This is a genomic window from Oceanobacillus sp. M65, from assembly GCF_052246275.1.
Taxonomy (GTDB): Bacteria; Bacillota; Bacilli; order Bacillales; family Amphibacillaceae; genus Oceanobacillus_B; species Oceanobacillus_B jordanicus.
The window spans coordinates 778,061-800,201 of record NZ_JBQQCJ010000002.1 but is presented as its reverse complement, the minus strand read 5'-3'; the positions used below and the strand labels follow the sequence as shown (position 1 = coordinate 800,201).

Genomic DNA, 22,141 nt, shown 5'->3' with positions numbered 1-22,141 from the left:
TTTCCGTTATCACAAATAATTTAACCTAACCACTACGTTTTTAAACAGACTCTATGTCTTTGCTTTACACCTGTTCAACTAGATATTAATACAGATTTCGTTCTGAAATATAACAGTTTCTATTTATGAATTCGTATGACTTAATGGTGGGATTCGCTTATATGGGAAGGGTCGAGAAGGTTTCTTCAAAAGCTATCCTTTTTTCAGTATTACCTTGGAGAATACTCAGCTTGCTAGGCAAAACAAAGTGTTTGACCAAATAGACATTTTAGGCTAGTATTTAATTATAATAATTATTGTACTAATAAATGTCATGGCCCAACTGTAACAGTTTGAAAGATAAATTAAACATAAGATTATAAGAAAATGAAAAAGGGTACAAGATTATTAGTTAATTTGTACAGTTTTTTTATGTTTTGGGTAGGCTAGTAAGGACAATATTATTTAAAAAGGATATAAGAAAGGAAGAGGTGAACTATTTTGAAACACGTACTTGAAAGTGTTGAAAGTCAGTTCGAAATGTTCCAGATTCTTAATGAAGATGGAAAGATTGTCAACAAAGATGATATGCCTGATCTATCAGATGAGGAATTAAAAGAATTAATGCGCAGAATGGTTTACACACGCATACTTGACCAACGTTCTATTGCACTAAATCGTCAAGGACGCCTTGGTTTCTATGCTCCAACTGCAGGACAAGAAGCTTCGCAGCTTGGAAGTCAATTTGCGCTTGAAAAAGATGATTTCATTCTTCCAGGGTACCGTGATGTACCTCAATTAATCTGGCAAGGTCTTCCGCTATACCAGGCATTTTTATTTTCCAGAGGTCATTTCCATGGTAACCAAATGCCAGAAGGCGTTAATGCATTAAGCCCTCAAATTATAATCGGAGCACAGTACGTTCAAACCGCTGGAGTAGCACTTGGTATTAAAAAACGCGGTAGAAAAGCTGTTGCTGTAACATACACTGGTGATGGTGGTACTTCTCAAGGTGATTTCTATGAAGGAATTAACTTTGCAGGAGCTTACAAAGCACCAGCGCTTTTCTTTGTGCAAAATAACTATTTTGCGATTTCTGTACCAGTTGAAAAACAAACAAATGCTAAAACACTTGCTCAAAAAGCTGTTGCAGCTGGAATTGAAGGAATTCAGGTTGACGGGATGGATGTGCTAGCTGTTTATGCTGTTACTAAACATTCTCGTGATCGTGCGATCAATGGTGAAGGACCAACGTTAATTGAAACATTAACTTACCGTTATGGACCACATACAATGGCTGGTGATGATCCAACTCGTTACCGTACTGAAGATCTAGATAATGAGTGGGAGAAAAAAGATCCACTTGTACGCTTCCGTACATTCCTTGAAGAAAAAGGAATTTGGTCTGAAGAAGAAGAAAACAAAGTAATTGAAGAAGCAAAAAATGAAATTAAACAAGCTATTAAAAAAGCAGATGAATATCCTAAACAAAAAGTGACGGACTTCATTGAAAATATGTTTGAAGAACTTCCACACAATTTGCAGGAGCAAATGGAAGAATACAAAGAAAAGGAGTCGAAGTAAATCATGGCACAAATGACAATGATTCAAGCAATCACTGATGCAATGCGTACAGAACTTAAAAATGACGAGAATGTGCTTGTATTTGGTGAAGATGTTGGTCAAAACGGTGGTGTATTCCGTGCTACTGAAGGGTTGCAGGATGAGTTTGGCGAAGAACGTGTATTTGACACACCACTCGCTGAGTCAGGTATTGGTGGATTAGCTGTAGGACTTGCTCTTGAAGGCTACCGTCCAGTACCAGAAATCCAGTTCTTCGGCTTCGTTTACGAAGTAATGGATTCAATTAGCGGACAACTTGCCCGTATGCGTTACCGTTCAGGTGGACACCATACTGCACCTGTAACAATTCGTTCACCATTCGGTGGAGGTGTACACACACCAGAATTGCATGCTGATTCTTTAGAGGGTTTAATTGCTCAACAACCAGGAATTAAAGTGGTTATTCCATCTAATCCATACGATGCAAAAGGTCTATTAATTGCTGCAATTCGCGATAATGACCCTGTACTATTCTTAGAGCATATGAAACTATATCGTTCTTTCCGTGAAGAAGTTCCGGAAGAGGAATATACAGTGGAAATCGGCAAAGCAGAAGTAAAGCGCGAAGGTACAGATGTTACACTAATTTCTTACGGCGCAATGGTACACGCTTCACTTAAAGCAGCTGAAGAACTTGAAAAAGACGGCGTATCTGCAGAAGTAATAGATTTGAGAACTGTTTCTCCAATTGATATTGATACTATTATCGAATCCGTTAAGAAAACTAATCGTGTTGTAGTGGTTCAAGAAGCACAACGTCAAGCTGGTGTAAGTGCTAATGTAGTAGCTGAAATTCAAGAAAGAGCCATTCTTCATCTTGAAGCACCTGTATTACGTGTAACAGCACCAGATACAGTATACTCCTTCTCAGCAGCTGAAGAAGTTTGGTTACCTAACCATAATGACATCGTAGAAAAAGTAAACACTGTATTGAATTTCTAAATAAGTGAACAGGAGGTAGTTATAATGGCATATGATTTCAAATTGCCGGATATCGGTGAAGGTATTCACGAAGGTGAAATAGTTAAATGGTTTGTAAGTGTAGACGATGAAGTAAAAGAAGATGATGTGCTTTGTGAAGTACAGAACGATAAAGCAGTTGTTGAAATTCCTTCTCCAGTAGAAGGTAAAGTAACAAAGCTTCATGTTGAAGAAGGAACTGTAGCAGTAGTTGGAGATAAACTAATTACATTTGATGCAGAAGGCTATGAATCTTCTGATGATGAGGAATCAGCTGAAGAAGAATCGACAGAAGAAGCACCAAAAGAAGAGAAAAAAGAAACTGCTAAATCAGATGAGAAAGAGGAAAGCAGTGACAAACGTATTATTGCCATGCCTTCAGTAAGAAAGCATGCGCGTGATAATGATGTTAATATTACAGAAGTAACAGGTTCTGGGAAAAACGGTCGCGTTCTAAAAGAGGATATTGATCAATATCTAAATGGTGATCAGCCGTCTGCTCAATCTGAGGCTCCAGCTACTTCTGAAAAAGCTGAAAAACCTGCAACACAGGCAGCACCAGAGGGTGAATACCCAGAAACTCGTGAAGCAATGAGCGGTATTCGTAAGTCAATTGCAAAAGCGATGGTTAATTCCAAAACAAAAGCACCTCATGTTACACTAATGGATGAGGTTGACGTTACAGAACTTGTTGCACATCGTAAGAAATTCAAAGCTGTTGCAGCAGAGCAAGAAATTAAATTAACTTATTTACCATATGTTGCAAAAGCGCTTGTTTCAGCATCTAAGAAGTTCCCTATCTTGAACTCTTATATAGATGAGAACACAAACGAGATTGTACAGAAGCATTATTACAACATCGGTATTGCGGCAGACACAGAAAAAGGCTTGTTAGTACCAGTTGTGAAGAATGCTGACCGTAAGTCAATCTTCGCCATTTCACAAGAAATTAATGAACTTGGTGCAAAAGCTCGTAATGGTAAACTTGCTCCTGATGAAATGAAAGGTGCTTCTAATACAATTTCTAATATTGGTTCAGCTGGTGGACAATGGTTCACTCCAGTTCTAAACTATCCAGAAGCGATTATTCTTGGAATTGGTCGTATTGCTGAAAAACCAGTAGTAAAAGATGGAGAAATTGTTGTTGCACCTGTACTTGCATTATCATTAAGCTTTGACCATCGTATTGTTGATGGAGCAACAGCACAGTTGGCTCTAAATCAAATCAAACGATTGCTAAGCGATCCACAATTAATTATGATGGAGGCGTAAATTATGGTAGTAGGAGATTTCCCGATTGAACTAGACACACTAGTAGTTGGAGCAGGACCTGGTGGCTATGTAGCTGCCATCCGTGCTGCTCAGCTAGGCCAAAAAGTTACCATAGTAGATAAAGGAGCTCTTGGTGGAGTTTGCTTAAACGTTGGATGTATTCCTTCGAAGGCTCTAATCCAAGCTGGACATCTTACAGAGCATGCTCATGGTACCGAAGAACTTGGTATTAAAACAGAGAACGTAACGGTTGATTTTTCAAAAGTTCAAGAATGGAAGGGCAGTGTAGTAAACAAGCTGACTTCTGGTGTTGAAGGACTTTTAAAAGGAAACAAAGTAGACATTCTTAATGGTGAAGTGTATTTCGTTGACAAAAATACAGCTAAAGTAATGGATGAGAAAAACTCTCAAACATATACATTCAACAACTGTATTATTGCAACTGGTTCAACACCAATTGAAATTCCTAGCTTCAAATTCTCTGATCGTGTACTGGATTCTACTGGTGCACTAAATCTTAAAGAGATTCCTAAGAAAATGGTAGTAATTGGTGGAGGTTACATTGGTACTGAATTAGGTACTGCTTATGCTAACTTCGGTACTGAAGTTACAGTCCTAGAAGGAACAAAAGATATTCTTGGTGGATTTGAAAAACAAATGACGCAAGTAGTTAAAAAACGCTTGAAAAAGAAAAATGTTTCTATCATCACGGAGGCTATGGCTAAAGGTGTAGAAGAAACAAAAGATGGCGTAACTATTTCTTATGAAGTGAATGGTAAAGAAGAGAAAATCGATGCAGATTACGTACTCGTAACTGTAGGGCGTCGCCCTAATACGCAGGAGCTTGGTCTTGAGCAAGTGGGTATTGAAATGGACGACCGTGGCCTTGTGCAAATTGATAAGCAATGCCGTACAAATGTTGAAAACATTTATGCGATTGGTGATATCGTTCCAGGTATGCCGCTTGCCCATAAAGCGTCTTACGAAGGAAAAATTGCTGCAGAAGCTATCAGTGGAGAAAAAGCTGAAATCGATTATATCGGAATGCCAGCTGTTGTATTCTCAGATCCAGAATTAGCTTCAGTTGGTCTAACTGAACAAGAAGCAAAAGATGCGGGCTATAAAGTTAAAGCTGCTAAGTTCCCATTTGCAGCAAATGGCCGTGCGCTTTCACTAAATGATAGTGATGGCTTCATGAAGCTTATTACAAGAGAAGAAGATGGACTTGTAATCGGAGCACAAATAGCTGGTCCGAATGCAAGTGACATGATTGCTGAAGTTGGCCTAGCAATTGAAGCAGGAATGACTGCCGAAGATATTGCACTAACTATTCATGCACATCCAAGCTTAGGTGAAATAACTATGGAAGCTGCAGAGCTTGCAATGGGAACACCAATTCATATGATGAAATAATAAGGATCTTGCGTAGACACTACGTAGGCTAAAAAGAGGGCTGCCTCAGAAGTCGATATACGGCTTCTGAGGCAGCCTTTTTATTATTATGGCTTCTAGTATATTCATCCCCTTGTATAGCTCTCAATTAGCCGATAATGGCTGTTTATTGCGATAGTAACTGATCAGTTAGAGCAGCTAGCCTTAGAAGAAACCTGGTGAAACTATCATCTCTGTGAAGCTATACTACCATTTCCAGTCATGATGCTTGTTTAACCCCAAATAAAAGCCGAATGGCGATTCGAAGCTTATGTGGGTATTCCCAACAGGTTTCGATACCATTCGGCTATATATTGCTTATAAGGTGAGATTAACAGCTAGTTACTAGTATAAAAGAAGAGGGAAGAAGTTTCTTTATCCCGGTGCAACCGGCCGTATGACTCCCACTTCAAAACATGAAGCGAAACAGTGATGTTTAATTGGGAGTAAACGGTCGATAACAACCCGATTCGTTCCACTAACAATCAGTGGGGGAAGAACGAAAATCCCCACTGATTGCAGTTTCACTTTATCTCTTCTTAGTAAAGTCAATATCCTTTGCTTCCGCTCTAAATGACTTGATTAAGGAGGCTACAACCAAGATCATGATTATTGAGAAAGGAAAGGCTGCTATAATGGAAGCAGTTTGTAAGGCTTCTAGTCCACCTTGCCATAAGAGTACTGCCGCCGCACTAGACTGCAATAGACCCCATATGAACTTCACAATATTTGGTGGGTATAGGCTGCCATTTGTTGTCTGCATTCCTAATACAAATGTTGCTGAATCTGCTGATGTTATAAAGAAAGTTGTGATCAGCAAAATAGCGATGATGGTCATAACCGTGGCAAAAGGGTAATGTTGTAATACAGAGAATAATGCTGCCTCTGTACCAATAGCATTTACATCTGCTTGGATATTTGCATTTTGGAAAAACTCTAAGTTTATGGCTGATCCTCCAAAAACAGTGAACCAAAGTGCACCAAAGATAGTTGGGACTAACAGCACACCGAGAACAAACTCTCTGATAGTTCTCCCACGAGATACACGTGCAATAAACGTACCCACAAAAGGCGCCCAAGAAATCCACCATGCCCAATAGAAAATGGTCCAACCATTGATCCAAGTTGTATTGTCTTCGTTGAATGGTGTCATTCGAAAGCTCATGCTTGGAAGGTTTTGAATATAGTTACCTAATGTGTTAGTAAATAGATTTAATATATACGTTGTCGGTCCTGCGAATAACAAGAATACCATCAATAAGAAAGCTAGAATTAAGTTAGCATTACTTAAATACTTAATCCCTTTATTTAAGCCAGTCATGGCCGAAGTCATATAAAGTACTGTAACGATCCCAATTATAATTAATTGAAGCGATATAGATTGCTCCATACCAGTTAAAAAGCTTAAACCGCCGCTAATTTGGATTGCACCAAACCCTAGCGATGTTGCTACACCGAATACTGTAGCAAAGACTACGATAAAGTCGACAAGCGTTCCCCACTTTCCACGGATGCGTTCACCAAATAGTGGTTCTAAAATGGCACTTACTACCCCTGGAGATTGCTTACGGAATTTGAAATAAGCAAGGGCTAAAGCAATGGTTGCATAAATTGCCCATGGGTGGAATCCCCAATGGAAGAAGCTATACTGTAACGCCGTTTTTGCAGCATCACTTGTCTCCGCATCCCCAAATGGTGGTTCATGGAAATGTGATAATGGTTCTGCTGCACCCCAGAATACAAGTCCAATCCCCATACCTGCACTAAATAACATAGCAAACCAAGTGAGGTATCCGTATTCAGGTTTATCTCCAGGCCGTCCTAGTTTTATATTTCCATATTTTGAAAAGATTAAATAGATAGCGAAGATGAGAAAGCCTGTTGCGGTGAGTAGATAGAACCAACCAAAAGTCTCGACAAGGTAACTTTGGATAATACTTGTTATATTGTCGAGATTTGCAGTGGGTAGCACACTTTGTGGAATAATTCCCCATATTATAAATAATACTGTGACAATTGCGGATATCCAAAAAACATTCGATACTTTTTTCATATTTTCCCCTCTCTTATATTTTTTTAAATAATAATTATGTAGGCACACAATTAAGTATTAAAACACATTCCTTAATATCCTTCAAACCTAAACATAATATTCCCTAAAAGAAAAATTATAGTCGACTTTACGTTATACCCTTTAACTGGGGGATGAAACACAAAATAACCGGAAAGAGAAAAGAATTGTAATGGCCTGATTTAATACTTTATAATAGAGTAATCAAAATAGTTCAGCAGGAGGGTACATAATGCGACATATTATAATAGGGATTTTATTCGTTTCTTTTCTTTTTTTAGCGGCTTGTAACGATAGTCAAGAAACCAGTAATGAATCTGGAAATGGGGACCAAGAGGAGAATAGTAAGCAAGAGCAGGAAGGTAACAATCAAGAAGACAATAGTAAAGAGGAAGAGGATACAGAGGATGAGTCAACCGCGAGAACAGAAGAGCAGGAAGAAACAGTAAAGGAACCAATTTATAAAGTAGATTCCGAGACATCTTCTATCGTCCCGCTTGACGATAGCGGAGATACAAATGAGAAAGTAGTTTTATTAACAATTGATGATGTACCAGATAAAAATGCAATTAAAATGGCAGAAACCTTAAAGGAGCATAATGCTAGTGCCATCTTTTTTGTGAATGGTCACTTTATTGAGACGGAGGAAGGCGCAGAAAAATTGAAAAAAATTCACGAGATGGGTTTTCCTATTGGGAACCATACTTATAGCCATCCTGACCTTTCCACTTTGTCAGAAGAGGAACAGACAGAGGAAATTGTTAGTGTAAGTGATCGAATTGAGGAGATCGTTGGAGAACGTCCTACCTTTTTCCGTGCCCCTCATGGGATAAACACTGATCATTCTCAAATGGTAGTCAAAGAGGAAGGGATGACTCAAATGAATTGGACATATGGGTATGATTATTTCAAACCGTATGAGGATGTGGAGAAAATAAAGCAGGCCATGATTTCTGGAGAGGGACCGGAAGCTGGTGTCGACTATTCTCTGTTAAAACCAGGTGCAAATCTGCTCATGCATGATAGAGATTGGACCTCAGATGCTTTAGGGGATATTATCGAGGGACTTCGTGACAAAGGCTATGAAATGGTAGATCCAGACTTAATCCAAACAGAAAAGAATACAAATTAAACATTTAGCAGGTTACCAGAAAGGTTGGTAACCTGTATTTATATTTTTTGAAAATTGCCCAACTTGAGGAAATGAATTTATTGTCCTTTCAGGAGAAAAAGATACAAATCTAAATATTCTTATTAGTTAAATCTTTTAATTATTACATACTAATTAGGCTTGATAAATTAATTGTGACATATTATAATTAAATTGTTACACAACATTTAATTGGAGAGGGAGCTGATCCTATGGGTACAATTATTTGTCAGGATTGTCAGGAGATTATTGAACACTTTGAAGGGGAAAAAGTAACAACACTGTATGGCACATGCCAAGGATGTAACGCAGAATAAAAAGAAAGCGCATACTTATTTAAGGATTGCTTATTAAATAATACAGACCCGCATACTAATGTATGCGGGTTTTTTTAATTAAATGCTTTGTATTCTTTTATCACTCGGATAGTCTCAAGTGTTTCATCTTGTAGCCCTTGAACAGGTAAACCGGCATCGATATTTTTCCATATATAGGCAATATTCTCATCGGTAATAATTTCTCCAGGGATAAAAATAGGTATGCCTGGTGGGTACACCATAATAGATTCAGCACTTATTCTGCCAGCAGCCTCTGAAAATGGAATAAGTTCGGTTTCAGAATAAAAAGCATCGCGTGGTGCTAAAGCTAATAATGGAATGTCCGGAATCGTAACCTTGACTTCGTTTTTTGAAGATAAAGGAAGCATCGATTTTTCTAATTCTTGAAGCGCTGAAATTAACTTTTCTATCGTCTGTTCGGAGTCTCCAGGTGTAATAATACATAGAACATTATATAGATCTGATAGTTCTACCTCTATATTATGAGTCTTCCTTAGCCATACCTCCGCATCATACCCTGTGATTCCAAGATCCTTCACAGAGATAATTAATTTAGTTGGGTCAAAACTGAACGCTGCTTCCGTACCTAGAATTTCTTTCCCTGTACAATATATATATTGCAGTTCATTAATGGACATTCTAGCCCTATTTGCCATGCTGATGGATCGGTCAATCTGCGAATGGCCCATTGTGGCTAATTGCTTTCTTGCTGTATCGAGAGATGCCATTAATAAGTAGGAAGTGGACGTTGTTGTTAACATAGAAAGTATTGTCTGGACACGTTCATGGGAAATTCGATTCCCTTGTAAATTAAGTACAGAACTCTGCGTTAATGAGCCACCTAATTTATGTACACTTGTGGCTGCAATATCAGCACCAGCCTGCATCGCAGAAAGCGGAAGGCTCTGATGGAAGTGGATGTGGACTCCATGTGCTTCATCCACTAGCACAGGTATTTCGTAATAATGAGCAATTTCTACAATGGACTCTAGGTCTGCTGCAACACCGAAGTACGTAGGATTAATTACGAGAACTGCTTTTGCATCTGGATGTGCTTCCAGCGCATGTTTTACTGCTCTCGGTGTAATACCATGAGAAATACCGAGTATAGGGTCTAATTCAGGGTGAATGAAAACAGGTACAGCGCCAGAAAATATAATTGCTGACGTCACAGATTTATGAACATTCCTGGGAACAATTATTTTATCCCCTGGACTGCACACGCTCATAACCATAGTCATAATGGCCCCACTAGTCCCTTGAACAGAAAAGAAGGTATAGTCAGCGCCAAATGCATCTGCTGCTAACTCTTGCGCTTCTTTTATAATACTGTTTGGATGATGAAGGTCATCAAGTGGTTCTATATTAATTAAATCCATTTTGAAGGCATTATCACCAAGAAAGGAGCGAAAAGCTGGCTCCGCTGCGTTACCTTGCTTGTGGCCAGGAATATGGAATTGTGTTGGATGTTTCTCAATATGTTCTAATAACCCAGTAAATAGTGGGGTTCTTGTCTGATCTTTCACAGGGGTGCACCTCATTTTAAAATAAAATAGCTAACGTATTATAGCAAATTTACCTGTTAAATACTAGCTTCGTTTTCTTTCACAGTGCCATGTAAGTAATGGTAGTATAAAAAGTATATAAGGAAAGGGGATGGGGGAAGTGAAATGGCAAACAAGGGTAACCTCATTATTGGGGATAAAGTATCCAATTATCCAAGGCGGACTGGCCTATCTTGCCTATGCGGATCTTGCTGCAGCTGTATCTAATGCCGGTGGTCTTGGGCAAATAACTGCAATGAGTTTATCCGATGAAAATCGCCTTCGTGAAGAAATACAAAAAGTTAGGAGTCTAACTGATAAGCCTTTTGGTGTAAATCTTGCTATAGGCCAACATGGGCGAGCCTATGAACACATGTTAAATGTTGTTTTAGAAGAAAAAGTACCTGTACTTAGTGTTACGGGAGGTAATCCCAAAGACATACTTAACAAGGCAAAAGGGGAGAATATTAAGACACTCGTTCTAGTTGCAGCTAAAAGACAAGCAGTGAAGGCAGAAGAACTTGGAGCAGACGTAGTTATGGTCGTAGGACAGGAAGGCGGGGGGCATCTGGGGCGGGGAGACGTAGGTACCATGGTGCTAACTCCATATGTAAGGGAGCATGTTTCCATCCCGGTTGTTGCATCTGGTGGAATAGTGGATGGCAAGGGAATGATGGCGGCAATGGCGCTTGGGGCTGAAGGTATTGAAATGGGAACAAGGTTTATTGCCACAACAGAGTGTGTGGATGCACATATGGCTTATAAACAAGCAATACTTCATGCGGATGAGCAGTCGACAGTTGTGATTAAACGTTCTCTTGGTGCGCCTGCCAGGGCATTACGAAATCCTTGGACAGAACAAATAATAGAAGCAGAAGAACGAGGACAGGGCTATCCTGCATTAAAGGAGCTAATTAGTGGGCAGGCAAATCAAAGGTATGCTATTGGTGGAGATGAGAAAAATGGGTTTGGCTGGGCAGGTCAAGGGGCAGCAAGAATTGATAAAGTACTCTCAGCAGAAGAGGTTATCCAATCCACTATAAGAGAAGCAGAAGAAATAAGAATTAAATGGCGATAAGGAGAGGATCGAATGAACTATCAATACCCACTAGATGAGACGTGGAGTAAACAGGAAATAATTGATGTAGTTAATTTTTTCTCATTAATGGAAAAAGCGTATGAAAGTAAAGTTAATAGGCAAAACGTCCTTGCTGTATACAGTAGATTGAAAGAAATTATTCCATCAAAAAGTGAGGAAAAGAAAGTATTTGATGCATTTGAAAAGGAGTCAGGCTACTCGAGTTACAAAGTTGTGAAGAAGGCAAGAGAAACGAATGAAGAACTCTTCTCGATGAAATAAACATTTTCACTTTTTTTCGTCCATCAGAAAAACCTTGCGGAGCACGAAATTGTGGTCTGCAAGGTTTTTGCTAGGCTTCATTGGCTAACTAGCGTTGTTTAAGTGCGAACTGATAAAAAGGCAGTAAGGACTTAAAGGTGTCCTTAGCTGTGTTGATAAAAGAATCCCCATTTGTCACACGAGAGTCTGTTGGGGAAAGATGTCTGCCAATAAGAAATTCTGCTTTTTTGACGTCACGAAAACGGTGAACATCTTTAATTTCTAAAGCTTGTAATGGAATTGATTGTTTTTTCATATGATCTAAGGATACAACGAAATCATCTGGTAGAGCTTTTAACTCCTCATAGTGATCTGTAAAAGCTTGGGCAATTTGCTGTTTATGGTCTAGTTCATATATTAAAGCAAGCCAGATGAAGACATGGTCATCAAACAGACCAATCTGGAAATGTGGATGCTTTTTATATCCCCGTTTATTATCAGCGATAGCCAACCATGTATCATGTGGTGGGTTTACTGTTCTTCTTGCATGCTTAGCAATATGTAAGAACATCTCGTTTTGTATTTCTGCTGCTAGGTAATCTGTTAACAAACTGCCGACCTCTTGAAACTTTGGTTGAATTCTGTCTTGAATCGCAGCCATTCTTTCCTCTAAACCTTCTATATTAAAGGTGTTAAAATCCTCACTTGCAAACCCTTGGAACGACATAAAAATCCTCCTTATTTCTTTCATCTATGATGGATAATAAAAGTATAGATTATAATAATTATTATTAAGTAAAAGTCTAAACAAGTCAAGTTTTCTAAACCGAGCTGTTTATTACCATTACATATGTTTAAAACAAGCATATTATGGGGAAAGTTATCAAGTAAATAGCTGATTTTCAGAAAATTATTGAACCAAACACAAGGCTGACTCATAAATATATTAAAAGTGATCTGAAAGGTTGTGGAAGAAGTGAAATATGTAATGGAGGCCTTACGTCGTAAAGAAGCGCAGGAAAAGCTCCCTGTAATCCGCATGGAAATTGATTACGAATTAGTATCACTTTATGATGCACTACAAGCAGAGGACACGGTGGAAGTAATTAAGGCTAAGGAAAAACTTGAACAATTAAGAAAGCAATTAATCCAAATAGAAAACGATGAAGACGTTAGTTAATCCCAAAGTGAGATATTTCCGTTTCTAATGACGCACTCTTCTTAATTTGATACTATTAGTATATAGTTTAAAATTGAGTGGAGGTAGCCCAATGAACGCAGATGTACGCGAAACGTTATTTCGACAAGCAAAAGAATGGGTGTTGGAAGCAGGAAGCACCATACGAACTAAAATAAACGACCCATTGACAATTGATACAAAATCAAATCCAAATGATTTAGTAACCACGATGGATAAAGACACGGAAGCGTTTTTTGCAGGTAAAATAAGAGAAACCTTTCCTGAACATTTTATTTTAAGTGAAGAAGGGTTTGGCGATGAACTCTCCACAATGGATGGCACTATATGGATCATTGACCCAATTGATGGCACAATGAATTTCGTCCATCAGAAGAGAAATTTTGCAATTTCAATTGGTATTTATCACGATGGAATTGGAGAAATTGGCTTGATTTACGATGTTATGGATGATGTATTATACAGTGCACAACGAACAAAAGGGGCATACAAAAACGGCCAAGAAATTCCGGCATTAAAGACAGATATTCCTTTAAAAGAGGCAATTCTTAGCCTCAATCATTTCTGGTTATGTGAGAATCGTCTGGTTAATGAAAAAGAAATGCAAAGGTTAGTCAAAACAGTCCGCGGGACACGTACATATGGATCTGCGGCACTGGAATTTGCGTATACTGCAGAAGGAATAATTGATGGCTATTTAACAATGAGTCTTGCTCCGTGGGATATTGCCGCAGGTATGGTGATTTTGGAAGAAGTCGGTGGGGTAACCACTACCGCTGATGGAAAGCCTGTTAATATGCTAACAAAAAATTCCGTCTTCACAAGCAATCGATGTGTACAAAAAGAGATTCTCAACGATTTCTTAATGAAAGGAAAAAAGTGATGTCCAACTAGGGATATCACTTTTTTCTTCGTTTTAGAGATATTCCAAATCCCATAAGTGCAAAACCTAATAAGATGAATAACACAATAAGCCAAACATTTCTTAAAGCAATCGCCACACCGCATCCTACAAACATGAGGATCACAAGACAGGCAAGTAATAACATAGGAAAATTAACCGTTTTCATAACTCCACCTCTATTCTATCCTCCAATAGTATAAACGATAAAAGTATTTGTTTCAAAACCTATTTGGATAACTTTTCTCCATATTGGCATGTATGGATAGGATCTTGTATGATAGAATAGATTTGATAAATGCTATTTTACGGGATTAACGGGGGATTTAGAAATGGAGACAAGCTTCAGTATATTATTTGATACGTACATAGAATATTTTGGTGCAGATCATATTTACTTTACATTTTACTTGTTAAACTTAATTTTTAGTGCGATTGCATTCAAACTTGGATTTGCTAGGAAATTACCACTCCTTCAAACGATTTTTGTCTACCTTATGCTTGCGGTTGGGGTTTACGTATTAACGATCTTTAGTATTCTAAAATTGCCCATTACGGAAAGCCTTATCGTTGTATCACTAGTGCTGGGTATTTACCGATATCGGTTACATCGCGAGCGAAATGCATGAAAAAGAATAAAAAGCCAAACGGAGTCGAATTGTAATGACAAGACTCGTCCGTTTGGCTTTTATTTTTGGTTTCCTATTCAATGTTGTTTAGCAACGCTGTTTTAGTAAGAAAAGTATTTGCATTTTTCTAATACTGGTTACTTAGATGAAATCATCTGATCGCTGTTTTTCTTCGTTTAATCTAAATTGCCCAGTTGCAAGTCGTTTCTTTGTGTTATTGCCAATCCTTTCGTGACAGGGGGCGCATAGATACATATGGATACGGCGGTTTCTTAGCCTTTTGGCTTGAAGCGAATTATCTTCTATATCTTCTACCTGATCACATATAGCGCATTTTACCTGCATGTATATCACCTCTAACTTAAAGTCATGATGCATTTCCTTATAGTATAACATATTCCGACAATCACGAAGAAGAATAGGGAGGATGTTTTGTATAATACTAAGTAGGGAAAACGGTATGTAGAAATAAAAACGTAGAGGTGATTTTATGAAAAAGCGTACTATGCTATCGACTGCAGGAGCTGTTGGTGCAATTAGTTTAACTGCGAGTTATTTTCTTAAGGATAAGTCTAACAGGGAAAAGTTAAAACAAGGTGTACGTAAAGTTCCTGGAAAACTAGGAATGGTAAGTAATGATGAAACATTTGAAGATGCTGGAGCTCCAGACCAATCTGGTAATAAAGATTTAGCACAATTTGAAAATGCAAAAATGGTTTCTGAAGGATCACAATTTGGAGTCCAATACTACAATGAGCATAAAAACAACAACGAGATAGAAAATCAGCAAAAATAATGCTGAAACAAAAGAGTTTTGGTAAAGCAAACGCCGGACGATTATTCGAATCATCTAGGATGGTATTCGATTTCGTCCGGCGTTTTTCATATCAACCAGGCTTATGCCGATATTAAAGCGTAGCAGTTTATCGCGGTGCAACCGTCCGTAAGACTCCCGCTTCAAAACATAAAGTAAAACGAAGATGTTTAAGTAGGAGTAAACGGACTAACATGCCGATTCGTTCAACTAACAATCAGTGGGGGAAGAATGAAAACCCCCACTGATTGAAGTTTCACTTTATAGGGAGACGTGTCTTGTCGTACTATTCATTTTGGTGATTTGATTGTTCTCCTTCTATTTCTTCAAGCTTTTGTTTATCCTCTTTAGGGATAATTTCCTTATTCTGATCTGGTTCTTGCGGCTGATGATCGTTAATTGGGAAGTCTGGCATATATCTACCCACTATAGCGGCTAGTTCATCTACAACTCCATGTACTGGGTGACCTTGTTGTATCTTGTTTCCCATCCCACGAATCCGTTCAGTTATGTCAGCGTCTGCTACGACGATGGCTGATTTACCGTATGGATCATGATAAAGGGCCTCTAACACGGAATATTTTATTGTGCCGACACGTGAACGGTCTAAATCTTTATCCACATCAATTCCCACAACGGCATAGGGTCCTGCAACAACAGAGGCAGCATCGTTTACATTTGGTACATCACTTGCAATCTTAGCCAGATGGGTTGCAATTTGGCTATTATTTAAATTCTTTTGCTCTGCGGGATCAGAATCTTTTACTTGAATATAACGATTGCTGTCGTCCTCTGAGGCAAGCGGCTCTTCTTCCGTCTGCTGACATCCGAAGGTGAATAATAAACTTCCCAATACGAGAAGAACAAACGGTAGCTTCAACTTAACTCCTCCTCATAGTTCTCATACCGTTATTTTGCTTGCAATCCAAAAAAATATACAACGGAAATTTCCATTGTATATAAATTAATTGATTATCGTATTTAGGTGAGAGACACTCCCGAAAGGAAGGGAAGGGATGAAACTGTATTATTCAATCACAATTTTAGAAATATGTTTAATTGGATCTTCGCGATTTGAACCATCTTTAAAATATAAATGGACGGGGCCGTCTTCTTTTAATGGTTTTCCGTCAACGGCAAATAAGAAATAACTATCTTTAAGTGCATCAAGAGAGATTTTAATCTCTTTATCTCCGGCTAGCAAAATAGCGCTTTCTGCTGATTGTTTCGCTTCTGCGTTTGCAATAAAGTCTTCAAGCGGCATGACATAAGAGTTTGTTAATATTTTTTCGCGTTCAAACTTTTTTATGCTTGCATTCACAGGGGGCTTAATATTTTGTTGATAGACTTCCCTGTCCCATCGCTTAGAAGCTCTTTCAAGCTCGTTATCATCTTCCTGTATTTCCTGCTTTTTATTAAATGCTTCCTCAAGTAATACTTTACGATCATCAAATATCCAGACTGTAGGATCTAATGTTATCGAATAGGTAACGTTTCCACTGATTGGTACAATCATTATTTTCACCTCTTTATATGTATCTTGTATAAGGATAGCAGAGATAAAAAAGAATTTCACTTTATTAGTTTAAAATTATATAATTTTATTTGCATTTTTTCGGGTGTAACGATAATATAATATAGAAGAAAGTCTTTTAGTGGAGGGGATATATTTGATGCCTGAGGTGACTGTTAATCATCGTGAAAAAGCCTATGCCCTTCTTAAGGCTGATGCTGATAAAATTTTGCGACTAATAGAAGTTCAAATAGAAAATCTAACAATGCCACAGTGCCCTTTATATGAGGAAGTTCTTGATACCCAAATGTTCGGACTTTCCAGGGAGATCGATTTTGCTGTGCGTTTGAACTTAATCAGCGAGGATGAAGGTAAAGCACTTCTCGAAAATCTAGAGAGGCAGCTTAATATACTGCATGAAGCTGCACAAAACTCTGTGTAATATCAGGGTTTTGTCGTTAGAGCACTTATAAAACTTTGCCTGCGTGTTTACCGGCAAGGTTTTTTTGTACTTTTTAAGCTACCATTTTGCTAGCTAAGCGATCCATTTTAATTATAAGAGTATAACGAGGCTTTCTATTATTAAATTGGTAGCATAAAAATTGAGCAAAATGGGAATATATTAGAATCTATTGTAGTTATACTAGATTACCCAATTCCCTTGAAATGGTTCTTTACTTTTAAATTATGTTATAATGATAGAATATTCGATGGCGTTCATTACCTTATATTGGGGAGAAGCAAGATGTTACATAGACTTAGAGATTACGATTTTATTTTAATTATTACACCATTACTATTAGCTGCTTTTGGCGTGGTCATGATTTATAGTGCAAGTATGGTCACCGCAGTAGTAGAGGGTCATGAAAGTACATATTACTTATTCCGTCAGTTACAGTGGTTCAGTTTGGGGCTTGTCGGGTTTATTTTCTGTAGTATTTTTCCATATAAATATTACCATAAGCTTATGAAGCCTATTGTACTAGTTATTATCGGTTTATTATTAGCCGTGCTTCTATTTGGAGATGTTCGAAATAATGCTAGATCGTGGCTCTCTCTTGGGTTTATTAACCTGCAACCTGCTGAGTTTGCTAAATTGGGGTTAATTATGTATCTTGCTTCTGTCTATTCCAAAAAGCAGGAATATATTAATGACTTTAGCAAGGGTGTCCTCCCCCCACTGATTTTAACCTGTATCATCTTAGGGTTCATTGTAATGCAACCAGATATAGGAACTGCTTCGATTATTTTTATAATCGTAAGCACAATTATTTTTAGTTCCGGTATTCGCTATAAACATTTAATGCTATTAACAGTTGTGGGTGTAGGGATCATTCTCCTTGCGTTGCCTTATATGGTGACAGATGAAAGAATAACGCGATTTACTGGAGCATACCAACCCTTTGAAACACCCGATACTGACGGTTACCATCTCATTCAATCCTATCTAGCCATAGGGGTTGGTGGTTTAACAGGGGAAGGTCTTGGACAGAGTGTCCAGAAACTTGGGTACTTAATGGAGGCACACACAGACTTTATTATGGCTATTGTTGCAGAAGAACTTGGCTTTATTGGTGTACTAATTGTTATTGGAATGCTTGCCTTAATTGTACTCCGTGGCATTTTTATCTCTCGTAAATGTCGAGATAGCTTTGGAGCACTTCTCGCTTTGGGGGTTTCTTCCATGGTAGGTATTCAAGCCTTTATTAATTTAGGCTCTATTAGTGGAATTCTTCCGATTACTGGTGTGACATTACCATTTATTAGTTATGGTGGTTCATCTCTGTTGGTTCTAATGATTTCGATGGGGATTTTAAATAATATTGCTAAAAAAGTAAAACAACAAGAACAGCAAGATGTTAATCACAATCAAGCACATGATCACTCTACTGGCAAAAGAAATTCATCTCATTTTACTGGAGGAGGAAGAAAATGGCAGAATCAAACCAGATAAACAAAGTATTAGTCGCAAACAGAGGGGAAATCGCAATACGTGTCTTCCGAGCCTGTACGGAATTAAATATTCGAACGGTTGCTATATATTCGAAAGAAGACACAAGTGCTTATCACCGTTTTAAAGCGGATGAAGCTTATCTGATTGGTGAAGGAAAAAAACCAATTGATGCTTATTTAGATATTGAAGGTATTATTGACCTGGCAAAAGAGGTAGGGGTTGATGCCATACATCCGGGTTATGGATTTTTATCAGAAAATATTAAGTTTGCAAAGCGCTGTGAAGAAGAAGGAATTATATTTATTGGTCCTACCAGCAAACATTTAGAAATGTTTGGAGATAAAGTGAGGGCACGTACACAGGCTATACAAGCCGGATTACCAGTAATTCCAGGTAGTGATGGCCCAGTAAATTCACTTGATGATGTGGAAGCTTTTGTAAAAGAACATGGTTATCCTATTATCATTAAAGCCTCGCTAGGTGGTGGCGGACGTGGTATGCGGATTGTTCGTAATAATCAAGAATTACATGAAGCGTATGACAGAGCTAAGTCAGAAGCGAAGGCAGCATTTGGAAATGATGAAATCTATGTTGAGAAATTGATAGAAAACCCGAAACATATTGAAGTTCAAATAATTGGTGACCAACACGGTAATATTGTCCATCTTTATGAAAGAGATTGTTCTGTACAGCGGAGACATCAGAAAGTAGTAGAGGTAGCGCCAAGTACATCCCTAACTGAAGAAATTAGACTGGAGATATGCGAAGCTGCTGTTAAACTATCCAAAAATGTGGACTATGTTAATGCAGGAACAGTAGAATTTCTTGTTACTAACAACGCATATTACTTTATAGAGGTTAATCCGCGAGTACAGGTAGAGCACACCATTACTGAATTAATAACTGGCTTCGATATTGTACAAACACAAATCAAAGTAGCTGAAGGAAAGAACTTACATGAATCAGATATCGGGATCCCGGCTCAGGAAGAAATTAAGACAAACGGCTATGCAATTCAGTCGCGTGTAACAACAGAGGACCCACTGAATAATTTCATGCCAGATACTGGGAAAATTATGGCGTACAGAACTGGTGGAGGATTTGGCGTAAGACTCGACGCAGGGAATGGTTTCCAAGGGGCGGTTATATCGCCACATTATGATTCGTTATTAGTTAAAGTCTCGACTTGGGCTCTAACTTTTGACCAAGCTGCACTCAAAATGGTCAGAAATTTGAAAGAATTTAGGATACGCGGAATAAAGACAAATATCCCATTTCTTGAAAATGTTATACAACATCCCAACTTTCTTTCTGGGGAGTACAATACTACCTTTATTGATGAAACACCTGGGCTGTTTGTATTCCCTAAGCGTAAGGACCGTGGAACAAAGATGCTTAGCTATATTGGTCATACAACGGTCAACGGTATAGAAGGAATGCAGAAAAAAGAGAAACCAAACTTCTCTGAATTATTAATACCTAAAGGATACAGTCAAGCATCTACTGGAAAAGGGACAAAGCAAATTTTAGATGAACAGGGACCAGAAGGACTTGCAAAATGGATGAAAGAGCAAAAAGAAGTATTGTTGACAGATACAACATTCCGAGATGCACATCAGTCCTTACTCGCTACAAGGGTGAGAACGAAGGATCTGTTGCAGATTGCTGAACCAACTGCGGCATTACTTCCGAATTTATTTTCTGTGGAAATGTGGGGGGGAGCGACATTTGATGTTTCTTACCGATTTCTTAAAGAAGACCCATGGGATCGACTTTTAAAGCTGCGTGAGAAGATGCCTAATCTATTATTTCAAATGCTTCTTCGTGCAAGTAATGCAGTTGGGTACAAAAATTACCCCGACAACCTTATAAATGAATTCGTAGCTAAAAGTGCTAACGCTGGTATTGATGTTTTTCGTGTCTTCGACAGCCTGAACTGGGTGGAAGGGATGAAGCCGGCTATTGAAGCAGTGCGAGAGACAGATAAAATTGCCGAGGCGGCCATGTGTTATACAGGGAATATTCTTGATAAAGGCCGTTCGAAATATGACCTAACCTATTATAAAAATCTGGCAAAAGAGCTTGAGAGCGCAGGTGCACATATACTCGGAATTAAAGATATGGCTGGTCTCCTAAAACCTGAAGCTGCTTATCAACTTATTTCAACGTTGAAGGAAAGCGTCGACCTACCTATCCACCTTCATACACATGATACGAGTGGGAATGGAACATTTATGTATGCCAGGGCAATAGAAGCTGGGGTAGATGCAGTAGACGTGGCAGCAGGTTCAATGGCTGGATTGACATCGCAGCCGAGTGCTCAGTCCCTCTATCACGCATTGGAAGGGACGAGCAGACAGCCGAATTTGGATATCGAAGCATATGAATCATTGTCCCAGTATTGGGAAGGTATCAGAGATTTCTACCAGGATTTCGAAAGTGGAATGAAATCACCACATACAGAAATTTATGAGCACGAAATGCCTGGAGGACAATATAGTAACTTAAAGCAACAGGCAAAGGCGGTTGGCTTGGAAGATCGTTGGAATGAAGTGAAAACGATGTTTAGACAGGTAAATGATATGTTCGGAGATGTAGTGAAAGTGACACCTTCCTCAAAGGTAATTGGCGATATGGCATTATTTATGGTGCAGAACAATCTAACCGAAGAGGAAATATATGAACGTGGTGAATCCATTGATTTCCCTGAATCTGTTATCGAGTTTGCCAAAGGTGATATTGGGCAACCATACCAAGGCTTTCCTAAAAAATTGCAAGATATTATTTTAAAGGGTAGAAAAGCAATTGAAGTTCGTCCAGGCGAATTGCTTGAACCAGTTGACTTCTCAAAACTTAAAGAGGAGTTGTTTAATAAACTGGGAAGACAGGTTACCAGCTTTGATATGATTTCCTATGCGTTGTACCCGAAAGTATTTATGGATTATTATACTTTCTATGAAAAATACGGTAACATGTCTGTCCTCAATACGCCGACTTTCTTCTATGGTATGAATCTTGGAGAAGAAATCGAGGTAGAGATAGAGCAGGGGAAAACGTTAATTGTCAAGTTAGTATCGATTTCAGAAGCGCAAGAAGATGGCACACGCGTTGTCTATTTTGAGTTAAACGGACAAGCAAGGGAAATTGTCGTCAAGGATGAAAACATTAAATCAAAATTAGCTGTAAAGCCAAAGACAGATAAAAGTAACGACAAACAATTAGGCGCCACAATGCCGGGAACAGTGATTGAAGCTATGGTGAGTAATGGAGATAAAGTGGAAAAAGGGGATCATCTCCTACTTACAGAGGCAATGAAGATGGAAACAACTGTTCAGGCTCCATTTGATGGAGTAGTCAAAAAAGTTTATGTTTCAAGTGGGGATCCAATTGCGGTAGATGATCTGTTAATAGAGTTTGAATAGATA

Annotated in this window: 22 protein-coding genes; 15 read left to right on the top strand and 7 right to left on the bottom strand. The window is 38.4% G+C overall.

Going from position 1 to position 22,141, the window contains the following annotated elements; translation table 11 throughout:
* The first annotated feature begins 519 nt into the window (after nucleotides 1–519).
* The 4 genes from pdhA to lpdA are packed head-to-tail and all read left to right on the top strand — an operon-like array spanning nucleotide 520 to nucleotide 5,247.
* Nucleotides 520–1,563 (top strand): pyruvate dehydrogenase (acetyl-transferring) E1 component subunit alpha, encoded by a 1,044-nt coding sequence (gene pdhA / locus ACTWPF_RS11650; RefSeq protein WP_234368495.1) that lies wholly within the window; start codon nucleotides 520–522, stop codon nucleotides 1,561–1,563.
* 3 nt (nucleotides 1,564–1,566) lie between these two features.
* On the top strand, nucleotides 1,567–2,544 hold the full coding sequence (locus ACTWPF_RS11645) for an alpha-ketoacid dehydrogenase subunit beta (RefSeq protein WP_042223925.1): 978 nt from the start codon (nucleotides 1,567–1,569) through the stop codon (nucleotides 2,542–2,544).
* Between the two features lie 24 nt (nucleotides 2,545–2,568).
* Complete coding sequence (locus tag ACTWPF_RS11640) at nucleotides 2,569–3,834, top strand: dihydrolipoamide acetyltransferase family protein (RefSeq protein WP_443149203.1); 1,266 nt, start codon at nucleotides 2,569–2,571, stop codon at nucleotides 3,832–3,834.
* Nucleotides 3,835–3,837: 3 nt separating this feature from the next.
* Entirely contained in the window at nucleotides 3,838–5,247 is a 1,410-nt protein-coding gene (lpdA, locus tag ACTWPF_RS11635; RefSeq protein ID WP_036573366.1) for a dihydrolipoyl dehydrogenase, read from the top strand.
* Between the two features lie 547 nt (nucleotides 5,248–5,794).
* Here lpdA and ACTWPF_RS11630 read toward each other — a convergent pair.
* A complete protein-coding gene (locus ACTWPF_RS11630) occupies nucleotides 5,795–7,318 on the bottom strand; it encodes a glycine betaine uptake BCCT transporter (RefSeq protein ID WP_106896537.1) in 1,524 nt (507 codons plus the stop codon).
* Nucleotides 7,319–7,568: 250 nt separating this feature from the next.
* Between ACTWPF_RS11630 and ACTWPF_RS11625 the strand changes: the two genes are divergently transcribed.
* Nucleotides 7,569–8,468, top strand: a complete 900-nt coding sequence (locus ACTWPF_RS11625; protein WP_443149202.1) for a polysaccharide deacetylase family protein — start codon at nucleotides 7,569–7,571, stop codon at nucleotides 8,466–8,468.
* 230 nt (nucleotides 8,469–8,698) lie between these two features.
* Nucleotides 8,699–8,803, top strand: a complete 105-nt coding sequence (locus tag ACTWPF_RS11620) for a GapA-binding peptide SR1P (RefSeq protein WP_081779346.1) — start codon at nucleotides 8,699–8,701, stop codon at nucleotides 8,801–8,803.
* A gap of 74 nt (nucleotides 8,804–8,877) precedes the next feature.
* Here the strand turns inward: ACTWPF_RS11620 and ACTWPF_RS11615 are convergent, their stop codons facing one another.
* Nucleotides 8,878–10,350: an aminotransferase class I/II-fold pyridoxal phosphate-dependent enzyme gene (locus tag ACTWPF_RS11615; RefSeq protein ID WP_443149201.1), complete on the bottom strand. Its 1,473-nt coding sequence runs from the start codon at nucleotides 10,348–10,350 to the stop codon at nucleotides 8,878–8,880.
* Nucleotides 10,351–10,489: 139 nt separating this feature from the next.
* Between ACTWPF_RS11615 and ACTWPF_RS11610 the strand changes: the two genes are divergently transcribed.
* Together ACTWPF_RS11610 and ACTWPF_RS11605 are read left to right on the top strand one after the other, a co-directional pair.
* Nucleotides 10,490–11,446 carry an NAD(P)H-dependent flavin oxidoreductase gene (locus ACTWPF_RS11610; protein ID WP_238020829.1) on the top strand — a complete coding sequence of 319 codons (957 nt, stop codon included), beginning with the start codon at nucleotides 10,490–10,492 and terminating at the stop codon, nucleotides 11,444–11,446.
* A 12-nt stretch (nucleotides 11,447–11,458) separates the two neighbouring features.
* Nucleotides 11,459–11,728: a UPF0223 family protein gene (locus ACTWPF_RS11605; RefSeq protein WP_106896541.1), complete on the top strand. Its 270-nt coding sequence runs from the start codon at nucleotides 11,459–11,461 to the stop codon at nucleotides 11,726–11,728.
* Nucleotides 11,729–11,816: 88 nt separating this feature from the next.
* On the opposite strand, the gene ACTWPF_RS11600 is transcribed toward ACTWPF_RS11605, so the two are convergent.
* Complete coding sequence (locus ACTWPF_RS11600) at nucleotides 11,817–12,434, bottom strand: YktB family protein (RefSeq protein ID WP_443149200.1); 618 nt, start codon at nucleotides 12,432–12,434, stop codon at nucleotides 11,817–11,819.
* A 249-nt stretch (nucleotides 12,435–12,683) separates the two neighbouring features.
* On the opposite strand from ACTWPF_RS11600, the gene ACTWPF_RS11595 reads away from it, so the two are divergent.
* Together ACTWPF_RS11595 and ACTWPF_RS11590 are read left to right on the top strand one after the other, a co-directional pair.
* On the top strand, nucleotides 12,684–12,887 hold the full coding sequence (locus ACTWPF_RS11595; protein WP_106896543.1) for a hypothetical protein: 204 nt from the start codon (nucleotides 12,684–12,686) through the stop codon (nucleotides 12,885–12,887).
* Nucleotides 12,888–12,978: 91 nt separating this feature from the next.
* Nucleotides 12,979–13,788, top strand: coding sequence for an inositol monophosphatase family protein (locus ACTWPF_RS11590; protein ID WP_443149199.1), 810 nt, complete (start codon nucleotides 12,979–12,981; stop codon nucleotides 13,786–13,788).
* A 16-nt stretch (nucleotides 13,789–13,804) separates the two neighbouring features.
* On the opposite strand, the gene ACTWPF_RS11585 is transcribed toward ACTWPF_RS11590, so the two are convergent.
* Entirely contained in the window at nucleotides 13,805–13,975 is a 171-nt protein-coding gene (locus ACTWPF_RS11585; RefSeq protein WP_159033242.1) for a DUF5325 family protein, read from the bottom strand.
* A gap of 163 nt (nucleotides 13,976–14,138) precedes the next feature.
* On the opposite strand from ACTWPF_RS11585, the gene ACTWPF_RS11580 reads away from it, so the two are divergent.
* Nucleotides 14,139–14,435, top strand: a complete 297-nt coding sequence (locus ACTWPF_RS11580) for a YlaH-like family protein (protein ID WP_106896545.1) — start codon at nucleotides 14,139–14,141, stop codon at nucleotides 14,433–14,435.
* Between the two features lie 141 nt (nucleotides 14,436–14,576).
* On the opposite strand, the gene ACTWPF_RS11575 is transcribed toward ACTWPF_RS11580, so the two are convergent.
* Nucleotides 14,577–14,780 (bottom strand): YlaI family protein, encoded by a 204-nt coding sequence (locus tag ACTWPF_RS11575; RefSeq protein WP_036573340.1) that lies wholly within the window; start codon nucleotides 14,778–14,780, stop codon nucleotides 14,577–14,579.
* A 145-nt stretch (nucleotides 14,781–14,925) separates the two neighbouring features.
* Here ACTWPF_RS11575 and ACTWPF_RS11570 point away from each other — a divergent pair, with 145 nt between their 5' ends.
* A complete protein-coding gene (locus tag ACTWPF_RS11570) occupies nucleotides 14,926–15,231 on the top strand; it encodes a hypothetical protein (RefSeq protein ID WP_443149198.1) in 306 nt (101 codons plus the stop codon).
* Between the two features lie 304 nt (nucleotides 15,232–15,535).
* Here the strand turns inward: ACTWPF_RS11570 and ACTWPF_RS11565 are convergent, their stop codons facing one another.
* Both ACTWPF_RS11565 and ACTWPF_RS11560 read right to left on the bottom strand, forming a co-directional pair.
* Nucleotides 15,536–16,129, bottom strand: a complete 594-nt coding sequence (locus ACTWPF_RS11565; RefSeq protein WP_106896547.1) for a YhcN/YlaJ family sporulation lipoprotein — start codon at nucleotides 16,127–16,129, stop codon at nucleotides 15,536–15,538.
* A 147-nt stretch (nucleotides 16,130–16,276) separates the two neighbouring features.
* Nucleotides 16,277–16,765 (bottom strand): hypothetical protein, encoded by a 489-nt coding sequence (locus tag ACTWPF_RS11560; protein ID WP_443149197.1) that lies wholly within the window; start codon nucleotides 16,763–16,765, stop codon nucleotides 16,277–16,279.
* Between the two features lie 157 nt (nucleotides 16,766–16,922).
* On the opposite strand from ACTWPF_RS11560, the gene ACTWPF_RS11555 reads away from it, so the two are divergent.
* The 3 genes from ACTWPF_RS11555 (at nucleotide 16,923) to pyc (ending at nucleotide 22,138) form a co-directional block, all read left to right on the top strand.
* Nucleotides 16,923–17,204, top strand: a complete 282-nt coding sequence (locus ACTWPF_RS11555) for a YlaN family protein (protein ID WP_036573332.1) — start codon at nucleotides 16,923–16,925, stop codon at nucleotides 17,202–17,204.
* 303 nt (nucleotides 17,205–17,507) lie between these two features.
* The gene (gene ftsW / locus ACTWPF_RS11550; protein ID WP_106896549.1) at nucleotides 17,508–18,716 is read left to right on the top strand and encodes a putative lipid II flippase FtsW; all 1,209 of its coding nucleotides are present in this window, start codon (nucleotides 17,508–17,510) and stop codon (nucleotides 18,714–18,716) included.
* Nucleotides 18,695–22,138, top strand: coding sequence for a pyruvate carboxylase (pyc, locus tag ACTWPF_RS11545; protein WP_443149196.1), 3,444 nt, complete (start codon nucleotides 18,695–18,697; stop codon nucleotides 22,136–22,138). Before ftsW ends, pyc begins: the two co-directional genes overlap by 22 nt.
* The last annotated feature ends 3 nt before the right edge of the window (nucleotides 22,139–22,141 follow it).